Raw genomic sequence first — 24,222 nt, 5'->3', positions numbered from 1 at the left:
TTAACCTACTGCTAATTTGTTCAAATTTTTGTACAGAATTTAAATATAATTTCATCCATTTTTATAATAATGATGTGGTTTCATCAAATCCATATCGAATGTTCATACACTGCACTGCTTGTGCTGCTGCGCCTTTTAATAAGTTGTCTTCAACAGAAATTAATATTAAATGGCGATCTTTTAATACAAAGCCAATATCGCAATAAGGCAAACCAATGACAGATTTTAATGCCGGCCAATCTTTTTGATAGACTCTGATTAAAGGTTTATTTTGGTAATATTTATTTAAAGCCGTAAGAATATCTTGTGATGTTACGCCTTCTTTTACTCGGCAAGTTATAGTGGCATGAATACCTTGTTTAAAACTACCTAAATGAGGTGTAAAGATCACTTCTTGCCCTAAATGTGTCGCAATTTCGGGTTGATGGCGATGAGTAAATAACCCATAAGCATGTAAACTCACTTCGCAAAATATATTATTATGCGAAGGTTTTCGCCCTGCACCACTCACACCACTGATGGCATTAATAACAGGCCATTGTGAACTGTCTAGTAGCTCTTCTTTAATTAATGGTTTAAGAGGTAATTGCGAAGCGGTAGGATAACACCCTGGTACTGCAATAAGTTGAGCACTTTTGATCTGTTCACCATTCCATTCAGCTAAGCCATAAACGGCCTTGCCTAACCATTTTGGATGTTGGTGGGTGAAGCCATAATAATCAGTATAAAAAGTGGCAGAATTGACTCTAAACGCACCAGATAAATCAAAAACAGTACAACCATATTCTAAGAAATAAGGGGCGATATTATGACTAACGGCATGTTCAGTAGCTAAAAAAACGATATCGACATCATTAATATAAGCCGAATAATCCGCAGTGGCTATAAGTGGTAAATCAACAACACCTTTTAACTGGGGATGTAAATCGTAATCAGAAATAAGCTTACCACCATCTTGGCTGTTTTCTGATACTGTTAAAGCAATAAGTTCTATATGCGGATGCTTATGTAAATAATAAGCTAATTTCGCACCAGCATAACCACTTGCTCCTACAATAATGGCCTTTAACATACCTATCCTTATCTATTTTTTATACAATAATTTGTATATAGTAGGTTATTTATAAGGCTATTACAAGTGCCAAAATGAATTTTTATTCACTTTTTATGAATTTAATTTCATTTTGTTTTTTTTTTGGATTTTTTCTTACTATTTTAAGTGAATCTAATTTATGATTTTATTTTCTTGAGTAAATACAAGCAAAAAACTTTAAATACCTACCGATAAAGATCGGCAGGCAACGCGGTAGATTATTTTAAAAGACTTGCTGATTTTAATATCGCTACTAATAATTCCCAATAACGATAAACACTTTGGATATTGACCTTTTCATCTGGAGAATGTGGCGAAACAATCGTTGGCCCAATTGAAATCATATCCATATGTGGATAACTTTGCTTAAATAGACCGCATTCAAGCCCAGCATGAATCACCATTATTTTCGCTTGCTGAGAAAAAATTTCGTGATATTTATCTTTGGCCAGTTTTAGTAATTGTGAATCTAAATTAGGTTCCCATCCTGAATAACCACCACTTATTTCATAATTGGCATTCACGAGTTGGCTAAGTGATATCAGTGTTGATACAACAGCATCCTTAGCACTATCGACTTGAGAACGAATTAAAAAATGGGTATTAAATTGGTTATCTTTAATACTGACAATACCTAAATTAAGTGATGTTTCAACCACACCATGAAGCTGATCACTCATTCTAACCACACCATTAGGTGCTGTATTTAACCAATTAATGATCTTATCTTGATGTTCAGTGGTTAATATGCGTTTTACTTTATTGGATTCAACCTCTGATAATGTTATTTCAATAGCGGGTTCTACATGCCCTAACTCATTATGTAAAATAGTTTGATATTGCTTGATAATAGCCTCTAATTTAGGTAAATCCTGTTTATTTAGCGTGATTTCAGCAAAGGCTTCTCTTGGAATAGCATTACGTAATGATCCACCTTTGATATCGGCTAATCTAAATGAGACATCTTGTGCATATTGCGCTAAAAAGCGAGCCATTAATTTTATTGCATTACCACGACCAAGATGAATATCACAACCTGAATGGCCACCTTTTAACCCTTTAAGAGAAATGCTCATATAACAATCATGTTTTTCAGGTATTACTGCATAAGTAATAGAAAAAGTCGATGTAAAGTCAACACCACCAGCACATCCAGTAAATATTTCACCTTCGTCTTCAGAATCTGTGTTAATTAAATATTGGCTTTTTAGCCAATCTGGTTGTAAACCAAAGGCGCCATGCATACCCGTTTCTTCTGATACGGTTACCAATACTTCAATTGGTCCATGTTCAACTGCTGGATCAATTAAAACAGCAAGCGCAGAAGCAAGTCCGACTCCATTATCAGCACCCAATGTAGTACCTTTAGCTTTTACCCATTCACCATCAACATAAGCTTGTATTGAGTCGGTTAAAAAATTGTGACTAGTGCCTTCGTTTTTTTGTGGCACCATATCCATATGTGCCTGTAATGCAATCGACGGGCACGCTTCCATGCCTTTGGTAGCAGGCTTTGTTAATAAAATATTACCCACTTTATCAAGTTTGCAATCGATATGATGAGTATTGGCAAAATCGACAATATATTTGGTGATCATTTGTTCATGGTGAGATGGGTGGGGGATTTTACAAATATCATTAAAAATCTGCCAAACAAATTTAGGTGTTAAGGTAGAAAGCATAATATAACCTCAATTATTAAGTAAGTAATAAATTAATGAGTGGTTTTTTTTAACTAATCACTCTATAATAAGGTGCAATTTTACATCTATTTTTAATCCATTAATATTTATTTATTCTTACATCCGATTAAAATTGCAGGTTACACATGTCAACAGAACAAACTTTATTAACAGAACAAGAAATCCAAGCAAAAAAACAACACAAAGCAGAACTGATTGCTGAAAAGAAAAAATTCAATGTCACTTGGGAAATGTTACAATCCTACGGGCGCCAACTTTCAGAACGCTTATTACCTGCTAATCAATGGAAAGGTATTATTGCCGTTAGTCGTGGTGGATTAGTTCCGGCGGCTATCTTAGCGCGTGAATTAAGTATTCGTTATGTCGATACGGTTTGTATTTCAAGTTACGATCATGATCATCAACGAGAAAAACTAATATTAAAACAGGCCAATGGTGATGGAGAAGGCTTTATTGTCGTTGATGATTTAGTCGATACAGGTAACACCGCTCACACTATCCGCGAAATGTATCCAAAAGCACACTTTGTTACTATTTTTGCAAAACCTGCAGGTAAACCACTTGTTGATGATTATGTTGTCGATATCGCTCAAGATACCTGGATCGAACAACCTTGGGATACTGGAGTGATGTTCGTTAAACCAATTTGTGATCATAAATAATCAATAGGGAAATTAAAGTTGTTATGGCAACTACCGAAAATCTAACGGCACAGATATTCAAACCACAATTTGATTATCCTGAAACTTCAACACTCATAAATCGTATCGATAGTAGTGATGGCAGTAGTATTAGTGCGTTAGATGGTGAAATTGATTCAAGATGGTATCGTATTATTAATCCCATTTTGTGGCATTGGCGTGGTTTACCTAAATTAGAAGCTGAAGCGGTTTTATCAAAAATTGCCGCTTCAACTAGACATCATACAAATGATAACTGGTTAGACACCGTTGTTGGTTATCAATCTGGCAACTGGATTTATGAATTTTTAAACCAAGCAGCAATCTGGCAAGCTAAAGCAGAGTCGATTGATAAAACTAATCTTACCAATGAAGATAAAAACAATTTACTCAATTATTACCTTATTGCTAGTGAATTTTCAAGTATCGCCAGTTATCCTCATTTTAAAAATGATGAACTGGCAATGTATGCCCAAACTTGTGCTTATCAAGCTTATACAAAAGCGCTTAGTTTTTCCCCTCTTTTGATTAAAGAGCTTGAATTTAAGGTTGATAATCGTAGCGTCAAAGCAATTTTGCATCTACCAAAAACTGAAAAAGTTTGCCCTGTTGTGCTAATCTGTAATGCATTAGGTAATTTGCAAATCGATTACTATCGTTATTTTAGTGAGTTTTTAGCCCCACATGGATTTGCTATGTTAACTGTTGACTTACCGACAGTTGGGTATAGCCGTAACTTTGCTTTAACACAAAATAGTAGCCAAATTCATCAAGCTATATTAGAGCAATTATCCTCTGTGCCATGGGTTGATGATCATCGTGTTTTTGTTGCAGGCTTTCGTTTTGGTTCGCATATTGCTACACGTTTGGCCTATTTAATGCCAAATAAAATAAAAGGATTGTTTAACTTCACTCCATTTGTTCACCAAATTTTTGTTGATAATGAGCTGCAAAAAAATCTACCTAATAGCTACAAAGATATGCTCGCAAGTCGCTTGGCATTACCTTCGATATCCAATCAGCAATTAGCGGCAGAACTGAAATACTTTTCACTAAAAAATCAAGGCCTTTTAACTCATACTTGCCATGTGCCAGTAATGAATATTATCTTTGAGGATGATAAGCTAAGTAATCTTTGTGAAGCAAAATTGATTCATTCAATTAAGCAAAATAAAGTAGTAACAGTGTCTAAAAAACAGTTACAAAAAAGTTTGCATCAAGCGTTTACTCAATCAGTAAAATGGATGGAGTCTATTTTATAATTCATGATTAAAAATAAGAGCAATGTTATGATCAATAAAAAACAACAAGTTGTTGTTGTTAAATTAGGTACCAGTGTGTTAACTGCTGGCTCAAAACAACTCGATCGGGCACGAATAGTTGAGCTGATAAGACAATGTGCATGTTTACATCAAGATGGACATAAAATTATTATTGTTACTTCTGGCGCAATTGCAGCAGGTCGCGAATACTTAAACTTCCCTACTCTACCTAATACTGTTGCATCAAAACAATTGCTTGCATCGGTTGGCCAAAGTAAATTAATACAGCTTTGGGAACAACTGTTTTCTATCTATAAAATCTATATTGGCCAAATGTTACTTACCCGTGCCGACCTTGAAGATCGTGAACGATTTTTAAATGCGCAAGATGTGTTAAAAGCCATGTTGGATAATCATATCATTCCGGTCATTAACGAAAATGATGCTGTTGCAACCGCCGAAATAAAAGTTGGAGACAATGATAATTTATCAGCACTAGCAGCAATTTTAGCCGAAGCTGATAAGCTGATTTTATTAACCGACATTGAAGGACTTTATACAGCCGATCCAAGAGCAGATGTAAATGCCAAGTTAATTCATGAAGTGGATCACATTGATGATAAATTACTAAGCATTGCTGGTGATAGTGTTTCAGGGCTTGGCACTGGTGGTATGACAACGAAACTACAAGCAGCAAAAGTTGCTGGTAGTGCGGGTATTGAAGTTGTGATTGCGGCAGGAAACAGAGCCAATGTGATTATTGATATTATCAATAATCACCCTGTTGGTACACGATTTATTGCTCAAAAGACACCATTAGAACATCGAAAACACTGGTTATTTGGCGCACCTAAAGCAGGCAAAGTGTTATTAGATGATGGTGCTGTTAATGCGATTTTAAATAATGGCAGTTCGCTATTACCTAAAGGTATTCTAAAAGTTGAAAAGGACTTTTCGCGCGGTGAAGTTATTGATATATGTGATAACTTAGGCAAACATATTGCTCGAGGTGTTAGCCGTTATAACAGTGATGCTTTAAGACAAATTGCTGGGCATCATTCGCAAGAAATTTACAAAATTATAGGTTATGAATATGGTCCTGTTGCAGTTCATCGAGATGATATGATAATTAAACAATAAGGCAGTATTTTTTCTCATAACTTTATAGTTAATTTGGGCTTTCCCCGTAGTAAAAAATTAATCGGTCAAATATGGAATAAAAAGAATTTATTCATATTGTAATAAAATCGCTCGTAAAAAATTCACTTTAAAAAAACATTTAAATTTTAAAAAAAATGACGTAAAAAAGAAATTTTAAATAAATTACGTATGTGTTTTTAAAGTATAAATAAAAGCAAGACAATAAAAAAACTAATATTTTCCAATTCTCAAAAAATAAATCAACCTGATTATTTTATGATTTATAAATATACAAATTAACGTTAAAAATATTACAATTACGTTTAATAAAAAATACTATTATCAAAAAAAGTGGGAAAAAAGAAAATTGAGTATTGAAGTTAATAGTTATTCAAATAACTGGAAAAAAGAAAATCAAGACTTAGTATTTTATCAACGAAAATATATAAAAAATGGCCTTATTCTATTATCTATAGTTTTCGTTATTTTTTTATGCCTTGCTTTAACCTTAAAGCTGCCATTACAATTAGGTATAGCAATAATATTTATGATTATTTATTTATTGCTGCGCGGTTCGGAAAAATACATTATTTTGGGTCAAACCTATATAACAGTAGGAAAAAACAGTAAGTTAAGAATAATTGATTTATTATTTTTTGCGTTGTTTTTTATTGTCTATGCTTTGATGCGAAGCAATGAAAGTAATAAAATGAATTGCATCCTATTAAAAAATATTGAGTTTATCATTGAAGAAAATAATTTTTTAAGAATAGACTACAAACAAAATGCTTCTCATAAGCAAATTTTGATAGATTTAAATTATATGACTGATGATGATAAACAATCATTACTAAAAGAAATAAATAATATAAAACAATCAAATAGCAATATAAAATAGTGGTGATAAAAATGTTACAGCAAATGGGTAAAACAGCTAGACTTGCTTCATATCAACTAGCACAATGTCCTACCTCAATAAAAAATAACAGTTTGATGGTTATTGCTGATTTATTAGAACAGCATAGCGCAAGTATACTCATTGCAAATGAAAAGGACATCCAAGCGGCGAAAGAACAAGGTTTAAACGAAGCCATTTTAGATCGTCTACTCTTAACACCTGAGCGACTATCATCTATTGCCAATGATGTTCGAAAAGTCGTTTCATTAACTGATCCTATTGGTCAAATCATTGATGGTTCTACTTTAGAAAACGGCTTAAAGTTACACCGTCATAGGGTACCACTTGGCGTTATTGGAGTGATTTACGAAGCTCGACCAAATGTTACAATTGATATTGCAGCTCTTTGTTTAAAAACAGGTAATGCAGCAATACTTCGTGGAGGTAAAGAAACAATCAATACTAATACGTCCATAATTTCTGTCATCCAAAAAGCGTTAAAACAAGTTGGTTTACCTCAAACAGCTGTTCAATGTATTAATAATCCTGATCGTAAATATATTTATGAGTTACTTAAACTCGATAAATATATTGATATGATTATCCCTCGAGGTGGTGCCTCTTTACATAAATTATGCCGTGAATATTCGACAATACCCGTCATTACAGGAGGTATTGGAGTCTGTCATATTTTTGTTGATGAAACTGCTGATTTTGATAATGCTCTACCAATTATTGTCAATGCCAAAACTCAGCGTCCAAGTACTTGTAATACGCTTGAAACGTTACTAGTCCATCGAAATATTGCGGAGAAGTTTTTACCAAAACTTTATCAGGTCATGGTAGATAATAACGTCGTATTACATACCGACCAAAACTGTTATGACATATTAAAAACGGGTAATGCAACTATCCTACCAGTAAAAAATGAAGAATTACGGCAAGAATGGTTATCAAAAGATTTAAACGTAATTATTGTTGATTCACTTGAACTGGCTGTAGAGCATATCCGCGAATATGGTACGGGTCATTCTGAATCAATTCTCACACGCAACTTACTTAATGCAGAACAATTCGTAAATCAAGTTGATGCAGCTGCAGTTTATGTCAATGCATCAACACGCTTTACTGATGGTGGGCAATTTGGTCTAGGTGCAGAAGTAGCTGTTAGCACTCAAAAATTACATGCCCGAGGCCCAATGGGTCTTGAAGCTTTAACCACATATAAGTGGATTGGTTATGGCGATGATTTAATTCGCCAATAACAAAATAAGATTTATAATAACTGTTCGGTTATCTCGAACAGTTATTATTGTCCAATTTACTAATCAAAATTACGCATTAATAATGCATAATTAAGATCTATATCTTCAGGTATTGGAATATAAACAATATGGCCATCACCTAGTCCTGCTGGAACGGGTTGCCCCTTTTTGTTTTCCATACGTTCAATAATGAAGTTTTGATTACCTTTGGGAGTCATCATTTCGACACTATCCCCAACAGAAAATTTATTCTTTACAATAACTTCAGCTAAGCCATTGAGTCGCTCACCGCTAAACTCGCCAACAAATTGTTGCCTTTCTGAAACCGAATGGCTATGTTCGTAATTTTGCATTTCTTCATGCTTATGACGGCGTAAAAATCCCTCGGTATAGCCTCGATGTGCAAGTGCATTAAGTTCTTGTAATAAACGAGGATCAAAAGGCTTACCTTCACTCGCAGCATCAATTGCTTGGCGATACACTTGCGCAGTTCTTGCACAATAATAAAAAGATTTGGTTCTTCCTTCAATTTTGAGCGAATGTACGCCAATTTTAGTTAAATCGTCGACTAACTCCACAGCTCTTAAATCTTTTGAGTTCATGATATATGTACCGTGTTCATCTTCAAAAGCTTGCATATATTCGCCTGGACGCCCTGACTCCTCAAGCATGAATACTTTATTGGTTGTTTGACCAATACCTAATGTTGGCTCAACTTGTTGCACTGGTATCGGTTCACATTTATGAACAATTTGCCCTACTTCGTCTTCTTTACCTTCAGCTACTTTATATTCCCAACGACATGCATTAGTGCATGTACCTTGATTTGAATCACGCTTATTGATATAACCAGACAGCAAACAGCGCCCAGAATATGCCATACACAACGCACCGTGAATAAATACTTCTAATTCCATTTCGGGCACTTTTTCACGAATCTCAGCAATTTCATCCAGTGATAATTCACGTGATAATACCACACGAGTTAATCCCATTTGATGCCAAAATTTTACCGTTGCCCAGTTAACTGCGTTGGATTGTACCGATAAGTGAACTTCCATTTCAGGAAAATGTTCACGAACCAACATAATTAAACCTGGATCTGACATGATAAAGGCATCCGGTTTCATGTTTACAATAGGCTCTAAATCTCGAATAAAAGTTTTTAACTTAGAATTATGTGGTGCTATATTAACCACCACATAAAACTTTTTGCCTTGAGCATGAGCTTCGTTAATGCCGATTGCTAAATTTTCATGATTGAATTCATTATTACGAACCCGCAAACTATATCGGGGTTGGCCTGCGTAAACTGCATCTGCACCATATGCAAATGCATAGCGCATATTTTTTAAAGAACCCGCAGGAGAAAGTAATTCTGGTTTTGCATATAAATTTGTCATTAAAAATGCCTCTGATTTCAGGTCAGTATTACTAATTAGTAATAGATTAAGCAAAATAGGACGGGCATTTTACGCTTTAGCCTATCAGTTGGCAAATTAATTATATAATCAAGCTAGACAATATAAAGCATTACACTAATTACAAAGTTATTTTAGTAAAGAATGTGATTGAATTCACACCAGTTTGTAACTATGCCTAATTTTTTTTAATTTTTAATTATTATTTTTAGGCAAAACTACATAGCACAATGACTACTACAATAATAAAATTAATCACTAATATAACTTAGCTGTATAGAAATAAATAAGAGGTAACCTAATGACTGAAATAATTACTTGGTATGGAGCACTGATAGGATTATTTATTGCTATATTTTTAATTTTGCGAGGAATAAATCCTGTTTATTCGTTATTTTTTGGTGCAATAATTGGGGCATTTGTTGGTGGTGCTAATCTAATTCAAACTGTATCTATTTTAATTAGTGGTACGCAAAGTATTATGGGTACAGTGATTCGAGTGTTAGCAGCTGGTATTTTGGCTGGTGTTATGATGGAATCAGGAGCAGCTGAAACGATAGCTCAAGCAGTAGTGAAAAAATTAGGCGAAAAGAAAGCACTATTAGCTTTAGCGCTTGCAACAGGAATTATTACTGCATCAGGTGTTTTTATTCCTGTAGCAGTATTAATCGTTTCACCGATTGCTTTATCTGTTGGTAATAAAATGGGAATATCACGATTAGCTCTATTGTTAGCCTTATCGGGTGGAGGTAAAGCAGGAAATATTATATCGCCAAATCCGAATACTATTGCCGCAGCAAATGGTTTTAACTTAAGTTTAAGTGATGTAATGATAGGTGGTTTTATTCCTGCTATATTTGGTTTAATTGCAACCGTTGTTATTGCCTCATTAATTAAAAATAAAGGAGATAAAATCACGGAGCAAGAAGTACTTGCCTTAAAAAAGGATGAACTAGAAGGTAAAAACAATACTCCATCTTTGATAAAAGCTATTGTTGCTCCAGTTACTGCAATAATTCTGCTAATGGTTAGCCCAATTGGTAATATTTGTCATATTGATGTTTTGGCTAATTTAAAAATTGACGCATTGTATGTGCTACCAGTTGCAGGAATGATTGGTATGTTTGCTATGGGGCAGCATCGTAAAATCGCAATGTATACAAAATCAGGAATAGACAAAATGACACCAACTGTTCTTATTTTAGTCGGTGCTGGAGCTATTGCAGGTTTAATTAGTGCATCAAATCTTGCCAGCCAAGTTATTAATATAATCCAATCAATGGGGGTTTCAGGTTATTATTTATCACCAATTTCAGGTGTCCTAATGGCGGCAGCAACTGCATCTACTTCAACTGGTGTTATTTTAGCAACAGGAACTTTCGGTTCTACAATTACTAATATGGGTATACCGGCGATTAGTGCAGCTGTCATGATGCATACAGGTGCTACAGTTATTGATTCATTACCTCAAGGAAATTACTTCCATGTAACTGGTAACAGTATGAATATGTCAATTAAACAACGTATGAAACTAATCCCATACGAAGCCCTTGTTGGAGGAACAATGACACTTATTGCGACTTTATTATATGGATTCATTATTTAATATCAGGAATAATTTTATGAAACAGAAAACATTTGTACTGGCACCAGATTCTTTTAAAGAAAGTCTTACAGCCAAAGAAGTTTGTAAAGCAATGGAATCTGGCATAAAAAAAGTATTTTCTGATGCTAAATTTGTTCATGTGCCAATGGCTGATGGTGGCGAAGGCACTACACAATCATTAGTTGATGCTACAGATGGAAAATTGCATACTTGTGAAGTAATGGGCCCATTAGGCACTAAAGTCATGGCTAATTTTGGTATTTTAGGAGATAAAACCACTGCAGTAATTGAAATGGCATCAGCGAGTGGAATTCAACTTGTACCTAAAGAAAACCGTAACCCATTGATCACCACGACTTACGGAACTGGTGAGTTGATTTTGGCTTGTATAAAGCACGGTGTAAAAAAAATCATTTTAGGTATTGGAGGTAGTGCCACTAATGATGGTGGTGCAGGAATGGCACAAGCTTTAGGCATTAAATTTTATGATAATAACAATCAATTGTTAGGTAAAGGAGGTGGAGTCTTAGATAAACTAGCAAAAATTGATGTATCCGAAGTTAGCCCATTGCTCAATGGAGTAGAGTTTATTATCGCGAGCGATGTTACAAACCCATTATGTGGTGAAAAAGGAGCCTCAAGAGTTTTTGGACCACAAAAAGGGGCGACACCTGAAATGGTTAGGCAATTAGATCAAAATCTACAACACTATGCTTCTGTCATCAAATCACAATTAGGGAAAGATGTCTCAACAATTCCTGGTGCAGGAGCTGCTGGTGGATTAGGTGCTGGATTAATGGCATTTACCAATAGTAAAATGGAAAAAGGAATTAATATCGTTATTCGTTATAGTGATTTAAAAAACAAATTAAAAGGAGCTGATTTTTGTTTTACTGGTGAAGGAGGAATTGATTTCCAAACTAAATTTGGTAAGACGCCTTTTGGCGTAGCTCAAGTTGCTAAAGCACAACAAGTCCCTGTTATTGCTTTGGCTGGCACCATTGGAAGAAATATTGAAGAACTCTATCCTGAAGGAATTGATACTATTTTTGGTATTATCCCTTCTGCTTCTACAATAGAAGAATTACTAAACAATGGTTTTCAAAACATAGAACGAACCAGTGAGAATATAGCTCGCTTGATTAAAATAACCCAAACCTGAAATCCTAACAATAAATTAATAGTAAATGGGGAATAGCATAATGGAAATACTATTCCCTCTTTTATAAAAAAAGAACAGCAATTAAACTCAATTCATCATAATTAATGATCTTGATTCGTAAAAGTTGAATTATAAAGATTATATAAACAAATATCATTTATACAAATTAAAATTATACTAATTACATTAAAAATGACCTTTTGATTAACAATAAGATTAGGAATCTATATCGATGAAATCTGTTAGCATCACCCCAAAACTTGCTCAATATATTGTTGATCGAACAATGAAAATTATTAACTGTAATGTTAATGTAATGAACAGTAGTGGGGAAATTATTGGTAGTGGAGATATAGAGCGAATTGGAGAGTTACATGAAGGAGCTATGCTCGCTATATCGCAAAAAAGAGTTGTAACGATTGATAATCCAACAGCAAAAAAATTAAAAGGCGTAAAACCAGGCGTCAATTTTCCTCTTAAGTTAAAAGATGAAATTGTAGGAGTAATCGGCGTTACAGGAGAACCTACAGAAATCACTCAATTTGCAAAATTAGTCTGTATGTCTGCAGAAATGATGATGGAGCAAGAGCTTTTACTAAAGCAATTATCTCAAGATAATCGATTGAAAGAAGAATTTATTTTATCTATTATCCAATCTGATAATGAAGTTTCTGATCTTTACGAATGGAGCAGAAAACTTAATATTAATATTTCTTTACCCCTAGTAGCAGTTATTATAGAAATAGATAGTGGACAATTAGGCATTCAAACTGCAATGAGTGAATTGCAGCATATTCAAAATGAACTACAAATCATTACCAAAAGTAAACTTGTTGCAATAAAATCTTTAACTGAAATTGTTATGCTAATTCCCGCATTAAATAAATTTAACCGCTGGGATCTTGCTGAACACAAAGGTAACTTAGAAAAGTTGGTTAGCTATATTAAAACCTCTTGCCAAATTTTGGTTAAAATATCTTTAGGAAACTATTTTCAACAAGGTATTGATATGATTGCACGTTCTTATCAAACAGCAAAAACAGCAATGTTAGTAGGAAAAAAAAGAATGCCACATTGTCGTCATTTTTACTATCAAGAATTAATTCTACCTGTCCTTTTAGATAGTTTAAATCATGATTGGCAAGCAGAAGAGTTGCTTTCACCATTAAAAAGATTAAACTCGTCCGATCATAGTGGAATTTTACAAAAAACACTCATAACTTGGTTTAATCATAATCTACACAATAACAAAACAGCCGATGCGTTATTTATACATCGTAATACTTTAGAATATCGTCTAAATAGTATTGCTAAAATAACTGGATTGAATCTGTCTAAATTTGATGATCGTGTATTGCTTTACATTGCACTACAACTTGATAAATAGGCCTTCATTTTTAGAAGATAAGTCTAATATATTTATTAATATAAAAATTAATTGTAACTCAGTTAATCTTTGTTATTCAACAATGGTAAATATTCATTCCATCGATATTCTCTAACTGGCATGGGGTTAACCTCTCTAAAATATAAAACTAATGCAGGCTTGATACCATTCCAATTATCTACAAACTCATACCTAATAAGGTAACCATCCTTGATTAACTTCTTCGCTTTTGCATGATAATTAAAGTAACTCATAGTTAATACCAATGAATTAGACTATAAAATTAACTATAACCTAAATAATAATTAAGAATATTAATTAATTTAATATGAAATGGAGGCGCGTCCCGGAGTCGAACCGAGGTAGACGGATTTGCAATCCGCAGCATGGCCACTCTGCCAACGCGCCTTAGAGGTCTATCTGAATAGATTGCAAATAGTAGCACTGGCTTGGTTAGTCGTCAAGATTAAATAGATTATAATTACAGCAATCGCTTCATTTTTATTTGAATTTTTAAGGTTTACTTATTTTTACAAATTATTCTGATGCTTCGGGATACTTATAAATCCAAGTAATATCAGAATAATTTGCAAACGCATTTGGAAATAAATAAGTACCGCTTAATGATGGAAAATAGGTATATTTCCATTCAACATTAAAATCGGATTGAAACTTAGTTATCGAATCAAAAAGTAACGTTGTACAATAAAGGTGTGGCTGTTCGCGAGGAGCTAAGACAAAGGCTTTACCTCGCTTGGTTAGAAGATCATCGACAATTTGCCGTTGTTGTACATCAGATAAAAAATTAGGTCTTGCTATAGCATATTTTTCAGCTAATTCAGGAGCTATGAACTCGGGTAAGGTCGATACAATCACTTGATTAGGAAATTTGTCATCATCACTCGTGGTCGCATGAATAATTTTAATTTCGGGATTAGTCGATATAATCATGCCAATATGTGAAAAATCACCACCTCCTAATTGTTTGACAATAAGGCTATCAGTTTGTATACCTTTTCTAAAAATCCAATCCCCTACTTTTACTGAATAAGGCAATTTAGAGGTTGGATTTGAAGAATAAACAGACTCATTAGCAAAAACAACCGTTGCCAGCATAATAAAAATAATAGAGAAAAAGCGACAGTAGTTCATCAAAATTCATTCTTAACTAGAAAGGGTAAATAGTATCTACCCTTTCTAATATAACATTGCTATATTACCTTTTATTTAAGATTAATCATCCATTTGTTATCAGTTTTGATTACTGATAGGACACTTTCATCTTTTTTAGTATTATCTTTGAAAAAAACAGTCGTTTTTACTTTAGCCATGGTTTTTTCATCATTAGTATATTCTGCAGGAGCAGACTCAACTTTATCAAGGCCGCCATGTTCATCAGCAAATTTTTTCCCTTGTTGAATCGCTTCTTGCATTTTGCTTTTCACTAACATTGTCATATCCATACCTTTGTTATTATCATCTTTAGGGAAATTGATCAGATTCATAACGGTATCTGTATCACCTTTATAAATTGCAGTGATAAATTTTTCGGATACTTTTTCTGGAGTATCTTCAGTCGAACACGCTGTAACGATAAGTGCCAATAAAAAAACGCTTAAGAATTTCATTAGTAATTTCATTTTTATTTCCATTAAAATCTAATTTATAAAATATTTTACATTCTTTCCTGTCGATTAAACTATACAGATAACATCAAAGGAAAGAGTTAAAATAATACTATGTAATAAGATAATCGCAAAGCAACTTTATTTTGAAACATTACTTTTTAAAATTTACAAGGATATCTTGCCAATTTTGATCTAATTTAGCTTCAATAGTGATTGGTTTATGGTTAAGAGGATGAGAAATCTCTAACTTACTAGCATGTAACATCAAGCGTTTAACACCAAAATAATTAGCAAAAGCACGATTTTGATGAAGATCGCCATGTTTACTATCGCCTAAAATAGGATGAAAGAGATGTTTCATATGACGACGTAATTGGTGTTTACGCCCTGTTTGTGGTTTTAATTCAACAAAGCTATATCTTGCAGTATCAAACTTACCAACTTTAATAGGAAGTTCAATTTTGCTAATCCCTCGATATAAAGTCACTGCATCTTGTGCTGGTTTATTTTTATCAGAAAATTTATCAGCAATTTTGTCTAACTCTTCAACTAAAGGGTAATCGATCACAGCTTCACCTTCAACATAGCCACGCACAACAGCATGATATGTTTTCTCAATTTGTTTTGTGGCAAATTGTTCTGACATGAGTCTTGCTACATCACTAGAAAGGGCAAACAGCAACACACCTGAAGTTGGTCTATCAAGTCGATGTACGGGAAACACATGTTGGCCAATCTGATCTCGTAATGTTTGCATAACAACAACTGTTTCTTTTTTATCTAACCAACTGCGATGCACAAGCCAACCCGATGGTTTGTTAATCGCAATTAAAGCATTATCATGATAAAGAATTTCAAACATAGTCTATTTTATTGAAAACCAATTAGAAAAATAGCTTTTCAAGTTCAACAGCTATACTTGGGTTATTATTATCGCCAATAGCGTAACTTGCTTTTGCTTTCACTTCGTTATCGGCATTCCCCATAGCAATCCCTAATCCAGCAATAGATAACATACTAATATCATTATAACTATCACCAAAAGCGACTATTTCGCTTAAATCAATATTTTCATGTTCAGCCCAGTGTGTTAAACCATTTCCTTTAGTATTACCTTTAACCGCAACATCTGCTCGATTTGACCAGGACCATTCACACGAAAACACATCTAGCGCATCCACCGCATTTGAGAATTGTTGTAGGGCGGGAAGGTTATGACTACTAGTTGCAAATTTAAAAATAGCACCAGATTGTTCAATCACGTTTTCAAAACTCTCTACTTTTTTGATTTCTGGTTGTAAAAATTCGGGCAATGATTTTACCCATTTAAAAAAGCCTTCTAGATGATCATCTAACACTTCATAAGTCATCATTTGATCAGTATAAACTAAAGTATGGATGCCATAATGATTAACTAGCTTTAATAGCATTCTTGCTTGATCTTTAGTCATTGGTTTAGCTGCAAAAGCGTTTAGTTTTTCAAAATCATAGAGATAAGATCCATTACAACAAATTGCGGGAGTTGATAATTTGAGTTGATAGTAATATGGATAAATTACAGAGTGGTGACGCCCTGAAACTAAAATCACTTTTACACCTTTAGCACTGATTTTTTTTATCATCTCAACTGTTTCTGGCAAAACTAAACGATTACTGGCTAGCAACGTGCCATCCATATCAAAGGCAACAGCTTTATACTTCATATAATACCTCTTTTTATTTCTAATCTTTGTGATAAAGATTAGCCAAGTACTAAAACTTCAATAAATTTAAAATTCAATTTTTTGACGCCCAACAAATGAATGCGATAAGGTAGTACCATCCACCATTTCAAGCTCACCGCCGACTGGAACACCATGAGCAATTCTTGTTGCTGTCACATTAAACTCTGCACACATTTGTGCAATATAGTTGGCAGTTGCATCACCCTCAACGGTCGGATTAGTGGCTAGAATCACTTCGTTAATCGATTCTGATGCTAACTTGTTTTTCAATAAATCAAGACCAATATCGCTTGGACCAATACCATCTAATGGTGATAGATGACCTAACAATACAAAATAACGACCACTATATTGTCCTGTTTGTTCAATGGCAACGATGTCAGCTGGAGTTTCGACAACGCAAAGCTGCCCACTACTTTGACGCCGAATATTTGCACAAATCGTACAGGTTTCTTGTTCGGTAAAAGTTCGACATTCTTTACAATGACCTATATTTATCATCGCTTCATGTAGCTCATGAGCTAATTTTATGCCACCTTGTCGATTGCGTTGTAATAAGTGAAAGGCCATGCGTTGCGCCGATTTGGGACCAACGCCCGGTAAACAACGTAGTGCTTGCATAAGTGATTCTAATAATGGACTTATTTGCATGAATTTATTTAGTTCTCACATATTTGAATTTTAAGTTAATAATACCTTTTTTCAATAATCTATCAAACAAGAATTATTCTGTTGTTTTATTTAATAATGATGAAAGTTGAAAAAATTTACTGAAAAAACAGTCGATACAATAATGGTTAACACGTAACAGCTTTACAGAAAGAAATCTCTAAATTTAAACGTATTACGCATAAATTTTAGATTATTTTTTATTCTTACTGCGATAATAACTTTTCGGTTCTTCACCCTTTGAAAGTCGCGTAATGTTACTGTTGTGACGAATAATAATCAAACAAGAAAGCATAGCAACCGGTAAAGTAAGCTCTGGTTTGAATAGCCAAACATAAAATGGCGCCATAAGAAAACCAACTATTGCTGCCACAGAAGAGTACCCAGTGATGAATAATATAAGTAACCAAGTTAAAATAAAGCAACCTGTAAAATCAAATCCTATCGGGACCATCATACCTAACGCCGTGGCAACACCTTTACCACCACGAAAATGAAAAAAACAGGGAAACATATGCCCTAAACAAGCAAAAATACCTATAATACCTAAAAAGAAAGGAGCAATACCAAGTCGATAAGAGATGTAAACCGGAATGGTACCTTTTAACATATCAAAAATTAACACAAAAATGGCGGGTAATTTACCATTAAGCCGTAAAATATTGGTTGCTCCAGGATTGTGCGAACCGTGTTCTGAAGGATTAGGCAAATGCATAATACGGCTGATAATCATAGCACCAGAAAGCGACCCCAAAAAATAGGCAATTATGATCATCAATATAATTTGTAATGCCACACTCACTCCTTCCATTTGTCGCTTGCTGCTGATACCTGAACACTAAATGTTAATAAGTACGCTAAAATCTGTATCTAACCTATTTTGTAGGTATTAAAATAATAATAGAATGGGCATTATACTTCGCTCGCTCTATTTATGCTAAATAGTTATAATGCCGCCCTACTTGGATTACTATTTTTCCAACAATGGTTTTAAATATTTTCCAGTGTAGGAATGCTTAGATTTAGCAACCTCTTCAGGTGTGCCTTCAGCAATAATCTCTCCCCCACCATTACCGCCTTCTGGTCCTAAATCAATAATCCAATCAGCTGTTTTAACTACATCCAAATTATGCTCAATCACAACAATTGTATTGCCTTTATCGCGCAATGAATGTAATTGCGTGAGTAATTGTTTAACATCAGCAAAATGCAACCCTGTTGTTGGTTCATCTAATATATATAAAGTGCGTCCAGTATCTCGCTTTGATAATTCTTTTGCAAGTTTTACACGTTGTGCCTCACCACCCGATAATGTTGTTGCTGATTGCCCAATGGTAATATAAGAAAGACCTACATCAATTAGGGTTTGTAATTTACGAGCAATCATCGGTACTGCATCAAAAAATTCACGCCCTTCTTCAACTGTCATATTCAAAATCTCGTTAATAGACTTACCTTTATATTTAATCTCTAATGTTTCACGATTATAACGAGCGCCATGACATTGATCGCAAGGAACATAAATATCGGGTAAAAAGTGCATTTCAACTTTAATTAAACCATCACCTTGGCAAGCTTCACATCGTCCTCCCTTAACATTAAAACTAAATCGTCCTGGATTATAGCCTCGTGCACGGGATTCGGGTACACCGGCATAAAGTTCACGGATAGAAGTAAAAAATCCAGTATAAGTTGCAGGATTAGAACGCGGTGTACGCCCGATTGGACTTTGGTCGATCGCAATGACCTTATCAAAATGGTTAAGCCCTTTAATGGCTTGATATGGCGCTATTTCTGTTTTTTCAGCACCATTGAGTTCATTTTGTGCAAGAGGATATAACGTATCATTAATTAGTGTTGATTTACCTGAACCTGATACACCAGTAATACAAGTAAATAATCCAACCGGAATATTTAATGTTACATCTTTAAGGTTATTTCCGGTAGCGCCAATAAGTGATAACATTTTTTTCTTATCAACTTTGGTGCGCACAGTTGGAATTTCAATCTTTTCTTTACCAGATAAATATTGGCCTGTTAAAGATTTTTTACATGCCATTATCTGCTTAGGCGTACCTTGCGCAACAACTTCACCGCCATGAACCCCTGCCCCCGGTCCAATATCAATTACATAATCAGCGGCCATAATTGCTTCTTCGTCATGTTCAACCACAATAACAGTATTACCTAAATCGCGTAAATGCGTTAAAGTGTCAATTAGACGAGTGTTATCACGCTGATGCAATCCAATAGAAGGTTCATCTAGTACATACATCACGCCAACCAGCCCTGCACCAATTTGGCTAGCTAATCGAATACGTTGCGCTTCTCCTCCTGATAAGGTTTCAGCAGAGCGCGAAAGTGTTAAATAGTTAAGTCCAACATTAATCAAAAATTGTAAGCGATCGTTAATCTCTTTTAAGATTTTCTCGGCAATTTGAGCTCGTTGCCCTGTCAATGACAACTGATCGAAAAAATCTTTCGCTTTTTGAGTGCTTAAATCACTAATGGCCGGTAGATTAGTATCATTAATAAATACATTTCTTGCTGCTGTACATAACCTTGATCCGCCACAACAAGGACAAGGTCGATGGCTAATATATTTGGCTAACTCTTCACGGATAGTTTGTGATTCAGTTTCTTTATACCGACGAGCTAAATTATTAATAATGCCTTCAAATGGATGTTTACGCTTAACTACATCACCGCGATCATTTGAATAAATAAATTGGATTTCGGTATCACCTGAACCATTTAATAAAATATCTTTTACCTTTTCAGGTAATTTTTCATAGGGTTTATCAATATCGAATTTATAGTGATCCGCTAATGATTTTAACATCTGAAAATAGTAAAAGTTACGACGATCCCAACCTTTAATCGCACCTGCAGCTAACGAAACTTCTGGCATTTGCACAATACGTTTTTGATCAAAATATTGTTGCACACCCAAACCATCACACTCAGGGCAAGCACCAGCTGGATTATTGAACGAGAATAAGCGAGGCTCTAACTCTGAAATACTGTAGCCACAAATTGGACAGGCAAAATTAGCCGAAAACAGATATTCTTCAGCTTGAGGATCATCCAAATTTGCCACTTTAACAATACCATTTGTGATCGAAAGCACGGTTTCAATCGACTCGGCCAAACGAAGCTTTAAATCATCCCGAATACGGAAACGGTCAACAACAACCTCAATGGTATGTTTTTTTTGTAGTTCAAGAATGGGTGGATCAGAAAGATCATAGACATCACCATCAACTCTTACTCGAATATAACCGCTAGCGGCTAATTGCTCGAACAACTTAACAAATTCACCTTTACGCTCGGTAACCACTGGGGCTAGCAGCATATAACGATTTTCAGTTGGTAATGCCATAATACTATCGACCATTTGTGATACCGTTTGTGCAGCTAATGGTAAATGATGATTTGGACAGCGAGGCTCACCAATTCGGGCAAAAAGTAAACGTAAGTAATCATAAATTTCAGTAATGGTTCCGACTGTTGAGCGCGGATTGTGCGAAGTCGATTTTTGCTCAATCGAAATAGCTGGTGATAAACCTTCAATATGATCTACATCAGGTTTTTCCATCAATGATAAAAACTGACGAGCATATGCTGACAACGACTCAACATAACGTCGCTGCCCTTCCGCATAAAGAGTATCAAATGCTAACGAAGATTTACCCGACCCCGAAAGACCGGTGATAACAACTAACTTATCTCTTGGAATGGTTACATTAATGTTTTTTAAATTGTGCGTGCGAGCGCCACGAATATCGATATCTTTGATTGACATAGATCTCTTCTTATGTGTGTTTTTCAAACAAAATGAATAGAAATTTAACTGTATATTATAACAGTAATAATCGATTAAATATACTACTATATAGGCAAATACACTATTTGATAATTTTTACACCAAAATATAAACTTCCCTAAGTTTTTTTGACAAAAATATCAACTGAAACACTTATTTCTAAATTAAAATAAAAAACGGTCATAAATGACCGTCTTTTACTGATATAAATTAATCGATTAATGTAGGAGTAGCATCAACAGGGATAATTGCACCACGATATTGTATCACCGTACCTGCAACTAAATGGCCTTGTGACGCTGACTGCGAAGGATTTCTTCCACTTAAACGCGCACCAAGATAGCCCGCACTAAACGAATCTCCCGCAGCGGTAGTATCAATCACTTTATCTTTTGGGATCTTATTCGCTGGAACGTCAAAACGACCTTCAGCTGAATCAATAATGCAACTATCGCTACCACGTTTAATAACAATTTCAGTCACACCAAACTTCCTCGTACGCTCAATAACTTGCTCATAAGGCAATTTACCCCATAACAAATCTTCGTCATCTAGCGTCAAAAATGCAATATCGGTAACGCTAAGAATATCGGCATAAACACTACGAGCCAAATCAAGGCTACGCCATAAACGTGGACGAAAGTTATTATCAAAAATAACTTTACCACCATTGGCCTTAACACGTTTTAAAAGATCTAATAATTTAAGAATACTTTCAGCATCCAAAATAGCAATACTAATACCACTCAAATACACATAATCACACTGTGCAATTTGCTGCGTTATTTTATCTGTTTCGGCTGTTTGCAACCAAAATTTAGCTGCAGCGTCATTACGCCAATAATAAAAAGAGCGCTCGCCCAGCTCGTCGGTCACAATAGAATAAAGACCAGGCATCTTATCTGACATTCTTTGCACTAAATCAGTTTGAATATTTTCTTTTTGCCAATTATCTAACATCTCTTGACTAAAAGGATCAGTGCCAAGCCCTGTCACATAATGAATCGAAAAATTATTGCCTTTTAATAAACGAGATAAATAAACAGATGTATTGAGCGTATCACCGCCAAAGCTACGCGTAGTCGAATCTTGTTTCATCGACAATTCAATCATACATTCGCCGATCACAGCGATATTTGTCGTCATATTATACCTATATCCTTAATCTAATTATAAATAATCCAGTGCTATTTTCACCACAACTTTGCGAACTGTTTCAATTTTATTACCAACAGAACAAAGCGGCTTATGTACCTCATTGGGTAAAAATACAATAAAATCATTTTGTTGTAATATTAACATGGTTTCTTCTTTTGGTGTTTCGACAAAAGCAATATCGTTTTCTGCCAATTTATTGTCTAACATTTTGGTATAGGGTGGTAACATGCTCACAGCCATTCCCTCTTGCCCTTCCAGAACAATCTGAACATCGATATATTTTTCATGATATTCCGGCTTAGCATCATAAATATGACGCGTTTGACTATCAGACACCATAAAGAACATCTTATCGCCATCAATATCATAACGCCCTATAGGCGTATTAATATTAACGTTGTCTTTAATATATTCAATAGATTGTTTTATTTTGGCAGGTAAATAAGGAACTAACCTTAAATGATTAATATTACCTAAAATCATACTAAAAGATCCTTAAAATATTGATGAAAATAAATACCGACAACTAAATTACTCACAACTAACATACCCCATGATAATCTAATTTAATTGATAAAGAGTATATACTTAAGTAATCTGTTTTTGTAGATCATTTGTTAATAAGTTTTTATTGGTATGTTACAATTTGGAGATCATTATAAAAAAGGTAAACAAATGAAGATTTTTATAATAAATTTAGAAAAAGAATCAAAAAAAAGAGAACACATCAAAAAAGAATGCGAGAAATTAAAACTAGACTTTGAAATTTACAATGCTATTGATGGCAATACTTTATCCGATTCATTTATTCAAAATACAGTCTACGATTATCCAAATAACCTTTTAACAAAGGGTGAAATAGGCTGTGCACTCAGTCACTTAAATATATACAAAAAAATTATTCAAAACAATTTACCTTATGCCTTAATTCTCGAAGACGATGCCGTATTAGATAGAAAATTACCCGATTTCTTAAATAGCTTTAAAGCTAAAAATACTAAAAAAGGTATTTTTTTGTTAACTGCCGATTTTCACTATCTTGTTAACAAAAAATTTAACTTAGATAGTTTTGAGGTTTTTGAAGTAACAAGAGCAGTGAGAGCCAATGGATATATCATCACTCATGATACCGCAAAAAAGTTAATTAAATTTTTATTTCCTATTCGCTATGAAGCTGATATGTTCAGAATAATGAAATTATGTACTGGTATCAAAATATATGCAACATTACCCAGTCTGATAACAACTAATGATAAGAATTTATTAAATTCATCAATACATACTGATAGAGCACCACTCATCAAGCAACGTTCTGAGTATAGAAAAAAGCTATTTAAAAAAGATAAGAAAAAAAGAATGATAGCATTATGGCTTAGAAAACAATTCATTAGTAGGTTTGAAAAAACAAAATACTATATAGATTAGACATTCGATCAATAAATCTATTTTAAAGAGCCTTGGCATAATTAAAAAAACAATATTTTCCCAAACTATTTTGGGGGTGAATATTAAATTTGGGAGAAAACCTAATTACTTAATAAATTATTCTCAACTGAATTTTTATCTGCAGCCCCCTATATTCACACCTTAGATATCACCA

22 protein-coding genes and 1 tRNA gene are annotated in these 24,222 nt (G+C 34.2%); 9 read left to right on the top strand and 14 right to left on the bottom strand.

The genetic code is table 11. The features are described 5' to 3' along the window. Positions 1–61: 61 nt before the first annotated feature. Complete coding sequence (gene argC / locus GA0061081_RS02395; protein WP_091346758.1) at positions 62–1,072, bottom strand: N-acetyl-gamma-glutamyl-phosphate reductase; 1,011 nt, start codon at positions 1,070–1,072, stop codon at positions 62–64. A 239-nt stretch (positions 1,073–1,311) separates the two neighbouring features. Further along, positions 1,312–2,775 carry an aminoacyl-histidine dipeptidase gene (locus tag GA0061081_RS02390; RefSeq protein ID WP_091346756.1) on the bottom strand — a complete coding sequence of 488 codons (1,464 nt, stop codon included), beginning with the start codon at positions 2,773–2,775 and terminating at the stop codon, positions 1,312–1,314. Positions 2,776–2,921: 146 nt separating this feature from the next. On the opposite strand from GA0061081_RS02390, the gene gpt reads away from it, so the two are divergent. From gpt to proA, 5 genes are all read left to right on the top strand, one after another. Beyond that, positions 2,922–3,458 (top strand): xanthine phosphoribosyltransferase, encoded by a 537-nt coding sequence (gene gpt / locus GA0061081_RS02385; protein ID WP_091346754.1) that lies wholly within the window; start codon positions 2,922–2,924, stop codon positions 3,456–3,458. Positions 3,459–3,481: 23 nt separating this feature from the next. After that, positions 3,482–4,738: an alpha/beta hydrolase gene (locus GA0061081_RS02380; protein WP_091346753.1), complete on the top strand. Its 1,257-nt coding sequence runs from the start codon at positions 3,482–3,484 to the stop codon at positions 4,736–4,738. Between the two features lie 27 nt (positions 4,739–4,765). Continuing rightward, the gene (proB, locus tag GA0061081_RS02375) at positions 4,766–5,878 is read left to right on the top strand and encodes a glutamate 5-kinase (protein ID WP_091346751.1); all 1,113 of its coding nucleotides are present in this window, start codon (positions 4,766–4,768) and stop codon (positions 5,876–5,878) included. Between the two features lie 367 nt (positions 5,879–6,245). Further along, positions 6,246–6,776, top strand: a complete 531-nt coding sequence (locus GA0061081_RS02370; protein WP_091346749.1) for a hypothetical protein — start codon at positions 6,246–6,248, stop codon at positions 6,774–6,776. 11 nt (positions 6,777–6,787) lie between these two features. After that, the gene (proA, locus tag GA0061081_RS02365) at positions 6,788–8,041 is read left to right on the top strand and encodes a glutamate-5-semialdehyde dehydrogenase (RefSeq protein ID WP_091346748.1); all 1,254 of its coding nucleotides are present in this window, start codon (positions 6,788–6,790) and stop codon (positions 8,039–8,041) included. A 59-nt stretch (positions 8,042–8,100) separates the two neighbouring features. Here proA and trhP read toward each other — a convergent pair whose 3' ends face one another. Next, positions 8,101–9,444 carry a prephenate-dependent tRNA uridine(34) hydroxylase TrhP gene (gene trhP / locus GA0061081_RS02360; protein ID WP_091346746.1) on the bottom strand — a complete coding sequence of 448 codons (1,344 nt, stop codon included), beginning with the start codon at positions 9,442–9,444 and terminating at the stop codon, positions 8,101–8,103. Positions 9,445–9,763: 319 nt separating this feature from the next. Between trhP and GA0061081_RS02355 the strand changes: the two genes are divergently transcribed. From GA0061081_RS02355 to GA0061081_RS02345, 3 genes are all read left to right on the top strand, one after another. Then, entirely contained in the window at positions 9,764–11,068 is a 1,305-nt protein-coding gene (locus GA0061081_RS02355) for a GntP family permease (RefSeq protein ID WP_091346744.1), read from the top strand. A gap of 16 nt (positions 11,069–11,084) precedes the next feature. Beyond that, positions 11,085–12,230, top strand: coding sequence for a glycerate kinase family protein (locus GA0061081_RS02350; RefSeq protein WP_091346742.1), 1,146 nt, complete (start codon positions 11,085–11,087; stop codon positions 12,228–12,230). Between the two features lie 232 nt (positions 12,231–12,462). Continuing rightward, positions 12,463–13,617: a sugar diacid recognition domain-containing protein gene (locus tag GA0061081_RS02345; protein ID WP_091346741.1), complete on the top strand. Its 1,155-nt coding sequence runs from the start codon at positions 12,463–12,465 to the stop codon at positions 13,615–13,617. A 62-nt stretch (positions 13,618–13,679) separates the two neighbouring features. On the opposite strand, the gene GA0061081_RS02340 is transcribed toward GA0061081_RS02345, so the two are convergent. The 11 genes from GA0061081_RS02340 to GA0061081_RS02290 form a co-directional block, all read right to left on the bottom strand. Further along, positions 13,680–13,871, bottom strand: a complete 192-nt coding sequence (locus GA0061081_RS02340) for a thermostable hemolysin delta-VPH (protein WP_091346739.1) — start codon at positions 13,869–13,871, stop codon at positions 13,680–13,682. 80 nt (positions 13,872–13,951) lie between these two features. Next, positions 13,952–14,025 (bottom strand) — tRNA-Cys (locus tag GA0061081_RS02335). Between the two features lie 129 nt (positions 14,026–14,154). After that, positions 14,155–14,769, bottom strand: coding sequence for a C40 family peptidase (locus GA0061081_RS02330; protein WP_091346737.1), 615 nt, complete (start codon positions 14,767–14,769; stop codon positions 14,155–14,157). 71 nt (positions 14,770–14,840) lie between these two features. Continuing rightward, entirely contained in the window at positions 14,841–15,257 is a 417-nt protein-coding gene (locus GA0061081_RS02325) for a DUF4878 domain-containing protein (RefSeq protein WP_167349277.1), read from the bottom strand. A 139-nt stretch (positions 15,258–15,396) separates the two neighbouring features. Next, positions 15,397–16,107 carry a tRNA pseudouridine(65) synthase TruC gene (gene truC, locus GA0061081_RS02320; RefSeq protein WP_091346733.1) on the bottom strand — a complete coding sequence of 237 codons (711 nt, stop codon included), beginning with the start codon at positions 16,105–16,107 and terminating at the stop codon, positions 15,397–15,399. Between the two features lie 22 nt (positions 16,108–16,129). After that, a complete protein-coding gene (locus GA0061081_RS02315; protein WP_091346731.1) occupies positions 16,130–16,948 on the bottom strand; it encodes a pyridoxal phosphatase in 819 nt (272 codons plus the stop codon). 66 nt (positions 16,949–17,014) lie between these two features. Beyond that, entirely contained in the window at positions 17,015–17,620 is a 606-nt protein-coding gene (gene recR, locus GA0061081_RS02310) for a recombination mediator RecR (RefSeq protein ID WP_091346729.1), read from the bottom strand. Positions 17,621–17,831: 211 nt separating this feature from the next. After that, on the bottom strand, positions 17,832–18,434 hold the full coding sequence (plsY, locus tag GA0061081_RS02305) for a glycerol-3-phosphate 1-O-acyltransferase PlsY (protein WP_209435347.1): 603 nt from the start codon (positions 18,432–18,434) through the stop codon (positions 17,832–17,834). A 174-nt stretch (positions 18,435–18,608) separates the two neighbouring features. Then, a complete protein-coding gene (gene uvrA / locus GA0061081_RS02300; RefSeq protein WP_091347239.1) occupies positions 18,609–21,437 on the bottom strand; it encodes an excinuclease ABC subunit UvrA in 2,829 nt (942 codons plus the stop codon). Between the two features lie 237 nt (positions 21,438–21,674). Then, positions 21,675–22,610 (bottom strand): 2-dehydro-3-deoxygluconokinase, encoded by a 936-nt coding sequence (gene kdgK / locus GA0061081_RS02295; protein ID WP_091346726.1) that lies wholly within the window; start codon positions 22,608–22,610, stop codon positions 21,675–21,677. Positions 22,611–22,634: 24 nt separating this feature from the next. Continuing rightward, a complete protein-coding gene (locus GA0061081_RS02290; protein ID WP_091346724.1) occupies positions 22,635–23,105 on the bottom strand; it encodes a NanQ anomerase/TabA/YiaL family protein in 471 nt (156 codons plus the stop codon). 153 nt (positions 23,106–23,258) lie between these two features. Between GA0061081_RS02290 and GA0061081_RS02285 the strand changes: the two genes are divergently transcribed. Further along, positions 23,259–24,047 carry a glycosyltransferase family 25 protein gene (locus GA0061081_RS02285; RefSeq protein ID WP_091346722.1) on the top strand — a complete coding sequence of 263 codons (789 nt, stop codon included), beginning with the start codon at positions 23,259–23,261 and terminating at the stop codon, positions 24,045–24,047. The last annotated feature ends 175 nt before the right edge of the window (positions 24,048–24,222 follow it).

The sequence above is a fragment of the Gilliamella bombicola genome, assembly GCF_900094945.1.
In the GTDB taxonomy this organism is placed as follows: Bacteria; Pseudomonadota; Gammaproteobacteria; order Enterobacterales; family Orbaceae; genus Gilliamella; species Gilliamella bombicola.
This window is presented reverse-complemented; position numbering and strand designations above follow the sequence as displayed.

Coding starts and splice junctions, on each gene's coding strand:
- argC (WP_091346758.1), bottom strand. CDS start 1,072: ATGTTAAAGGCCATTATTGTAGGAGCAAGTGGTTATGCTGGTGCGAAA.
- GA0061081_RS02390 (WP_091346756.1), bottom strand. CDS start 2,775: ATGCTTTCTACCTTAACACCTAAATTTGTTTGGCAGATTTTTAATGAT.
- gpt (WP_091346754.1), top strand. CDS start 2,922: ATGTCAACAGAACAAACTTTATTAACAGAACAAGAAATCCAAGCAAAA.
- GA0061081_RS02380 (WP_091346753.1), top strand. CDS start 3,482: ATGGCAACTACCGAAAATCTAACGGCACAGATATTCAAACCACAATTT.
- proB (WP_091346751.1), top strand. CDS start 4,766: ATGATCAATAAAAAACAACAAGTTGTTGTTGTTAAATTAGGTACCAGT.
- proA (WP_091346748.1), top strand. CDS start 6,788: ATGTTACAGCAAATGGGTAAAACAGCTAGACTTGCTTCATATCAACTA.
- trhP (WP_091346746.1), bottom strand. CDS start 9,444: ATGACAAATTTATATGCAAAACCAGAATTACTTTCTCCTGCGGGTTCT.
- GA0061081_RS02355 (WP_091346744.1), top strand. CDS start 9,764: ATGACTGAAATAATTACTTGGTATGGAGCACTGATAGGATTATTTATT.
- GA0061081_RS02350 (WP_091346742.1), top strand. CDS start 11,085: ATGAAACAGAAAACATTTGTACTGGCACCAGATTCTTTTAAAGAAAGT.
- GA0061081_RS02345 (WP_091346741.1), top strand. CDS start 12,463: ATGAAATCTGTTAGCATCACCCCAAAACTTGCTCAATATATTGTTGAT.
- GA0061081_RS02340 (WP_091346739.1), bottom strand. CDS start 13,871: ATGAGTTACTTTAATTATCATGCAAAAGCGAAGAAGTTAATCAAGGAT.
- GA0061081_RS02330 (WP_091346737.1), bottom strand. CDS start 14,769: ATGAACTACTGTCGCTTTTTCTCTATTATTTTTATTATGCTGGCAACG.
- GA0061081_RS02325 (WP_167349277.1), bottom strand. CDS start 15,257: ATGAAATTACTAATGAAATTCTTAAGCGTTTTTTTATTGGCACTTATC.
- truC (WP_091346733.1), bottom strand. CDS start 16,107: ATGTTTGAAATTCTTTATCATGATAATGCTTTAATTGCGATTAACAAA.
- GA0061081_RS02315 (WP_091346731.1), bottom strand. CDS start 16,948: ATGAAGTATAAAGCTGTTGCCTTTGATATGGATGGCACGTTGCTAGCC.
- recR (WP_091346729.1), bottom strand. CDS start 17,620: ATGCAAATAAGTCCATTATTAGAATCACTTATGCAAGCACTACGTTGT.
- kdgK (WP_091346726.1), bottom strand. CDS start 22,610: ATGACGACAAATATCGCTGTGATCGGCGAATGTATGATTGAATTGTCG.
- GA0061081_RS02290 (WP_091346724.1), bottom strand. CDS start 23,105: ATGATTTTAGGTAATATTAATCATTTAAGGTTAGTTCCTTATTTACCT.
- GA0061081_RS02285 (WP_091346722.1), top strand. CDS start 23,259: ATGTTACAATTTGGAGATCATTATAAAAAAGGTAAACAAATGAAGATT.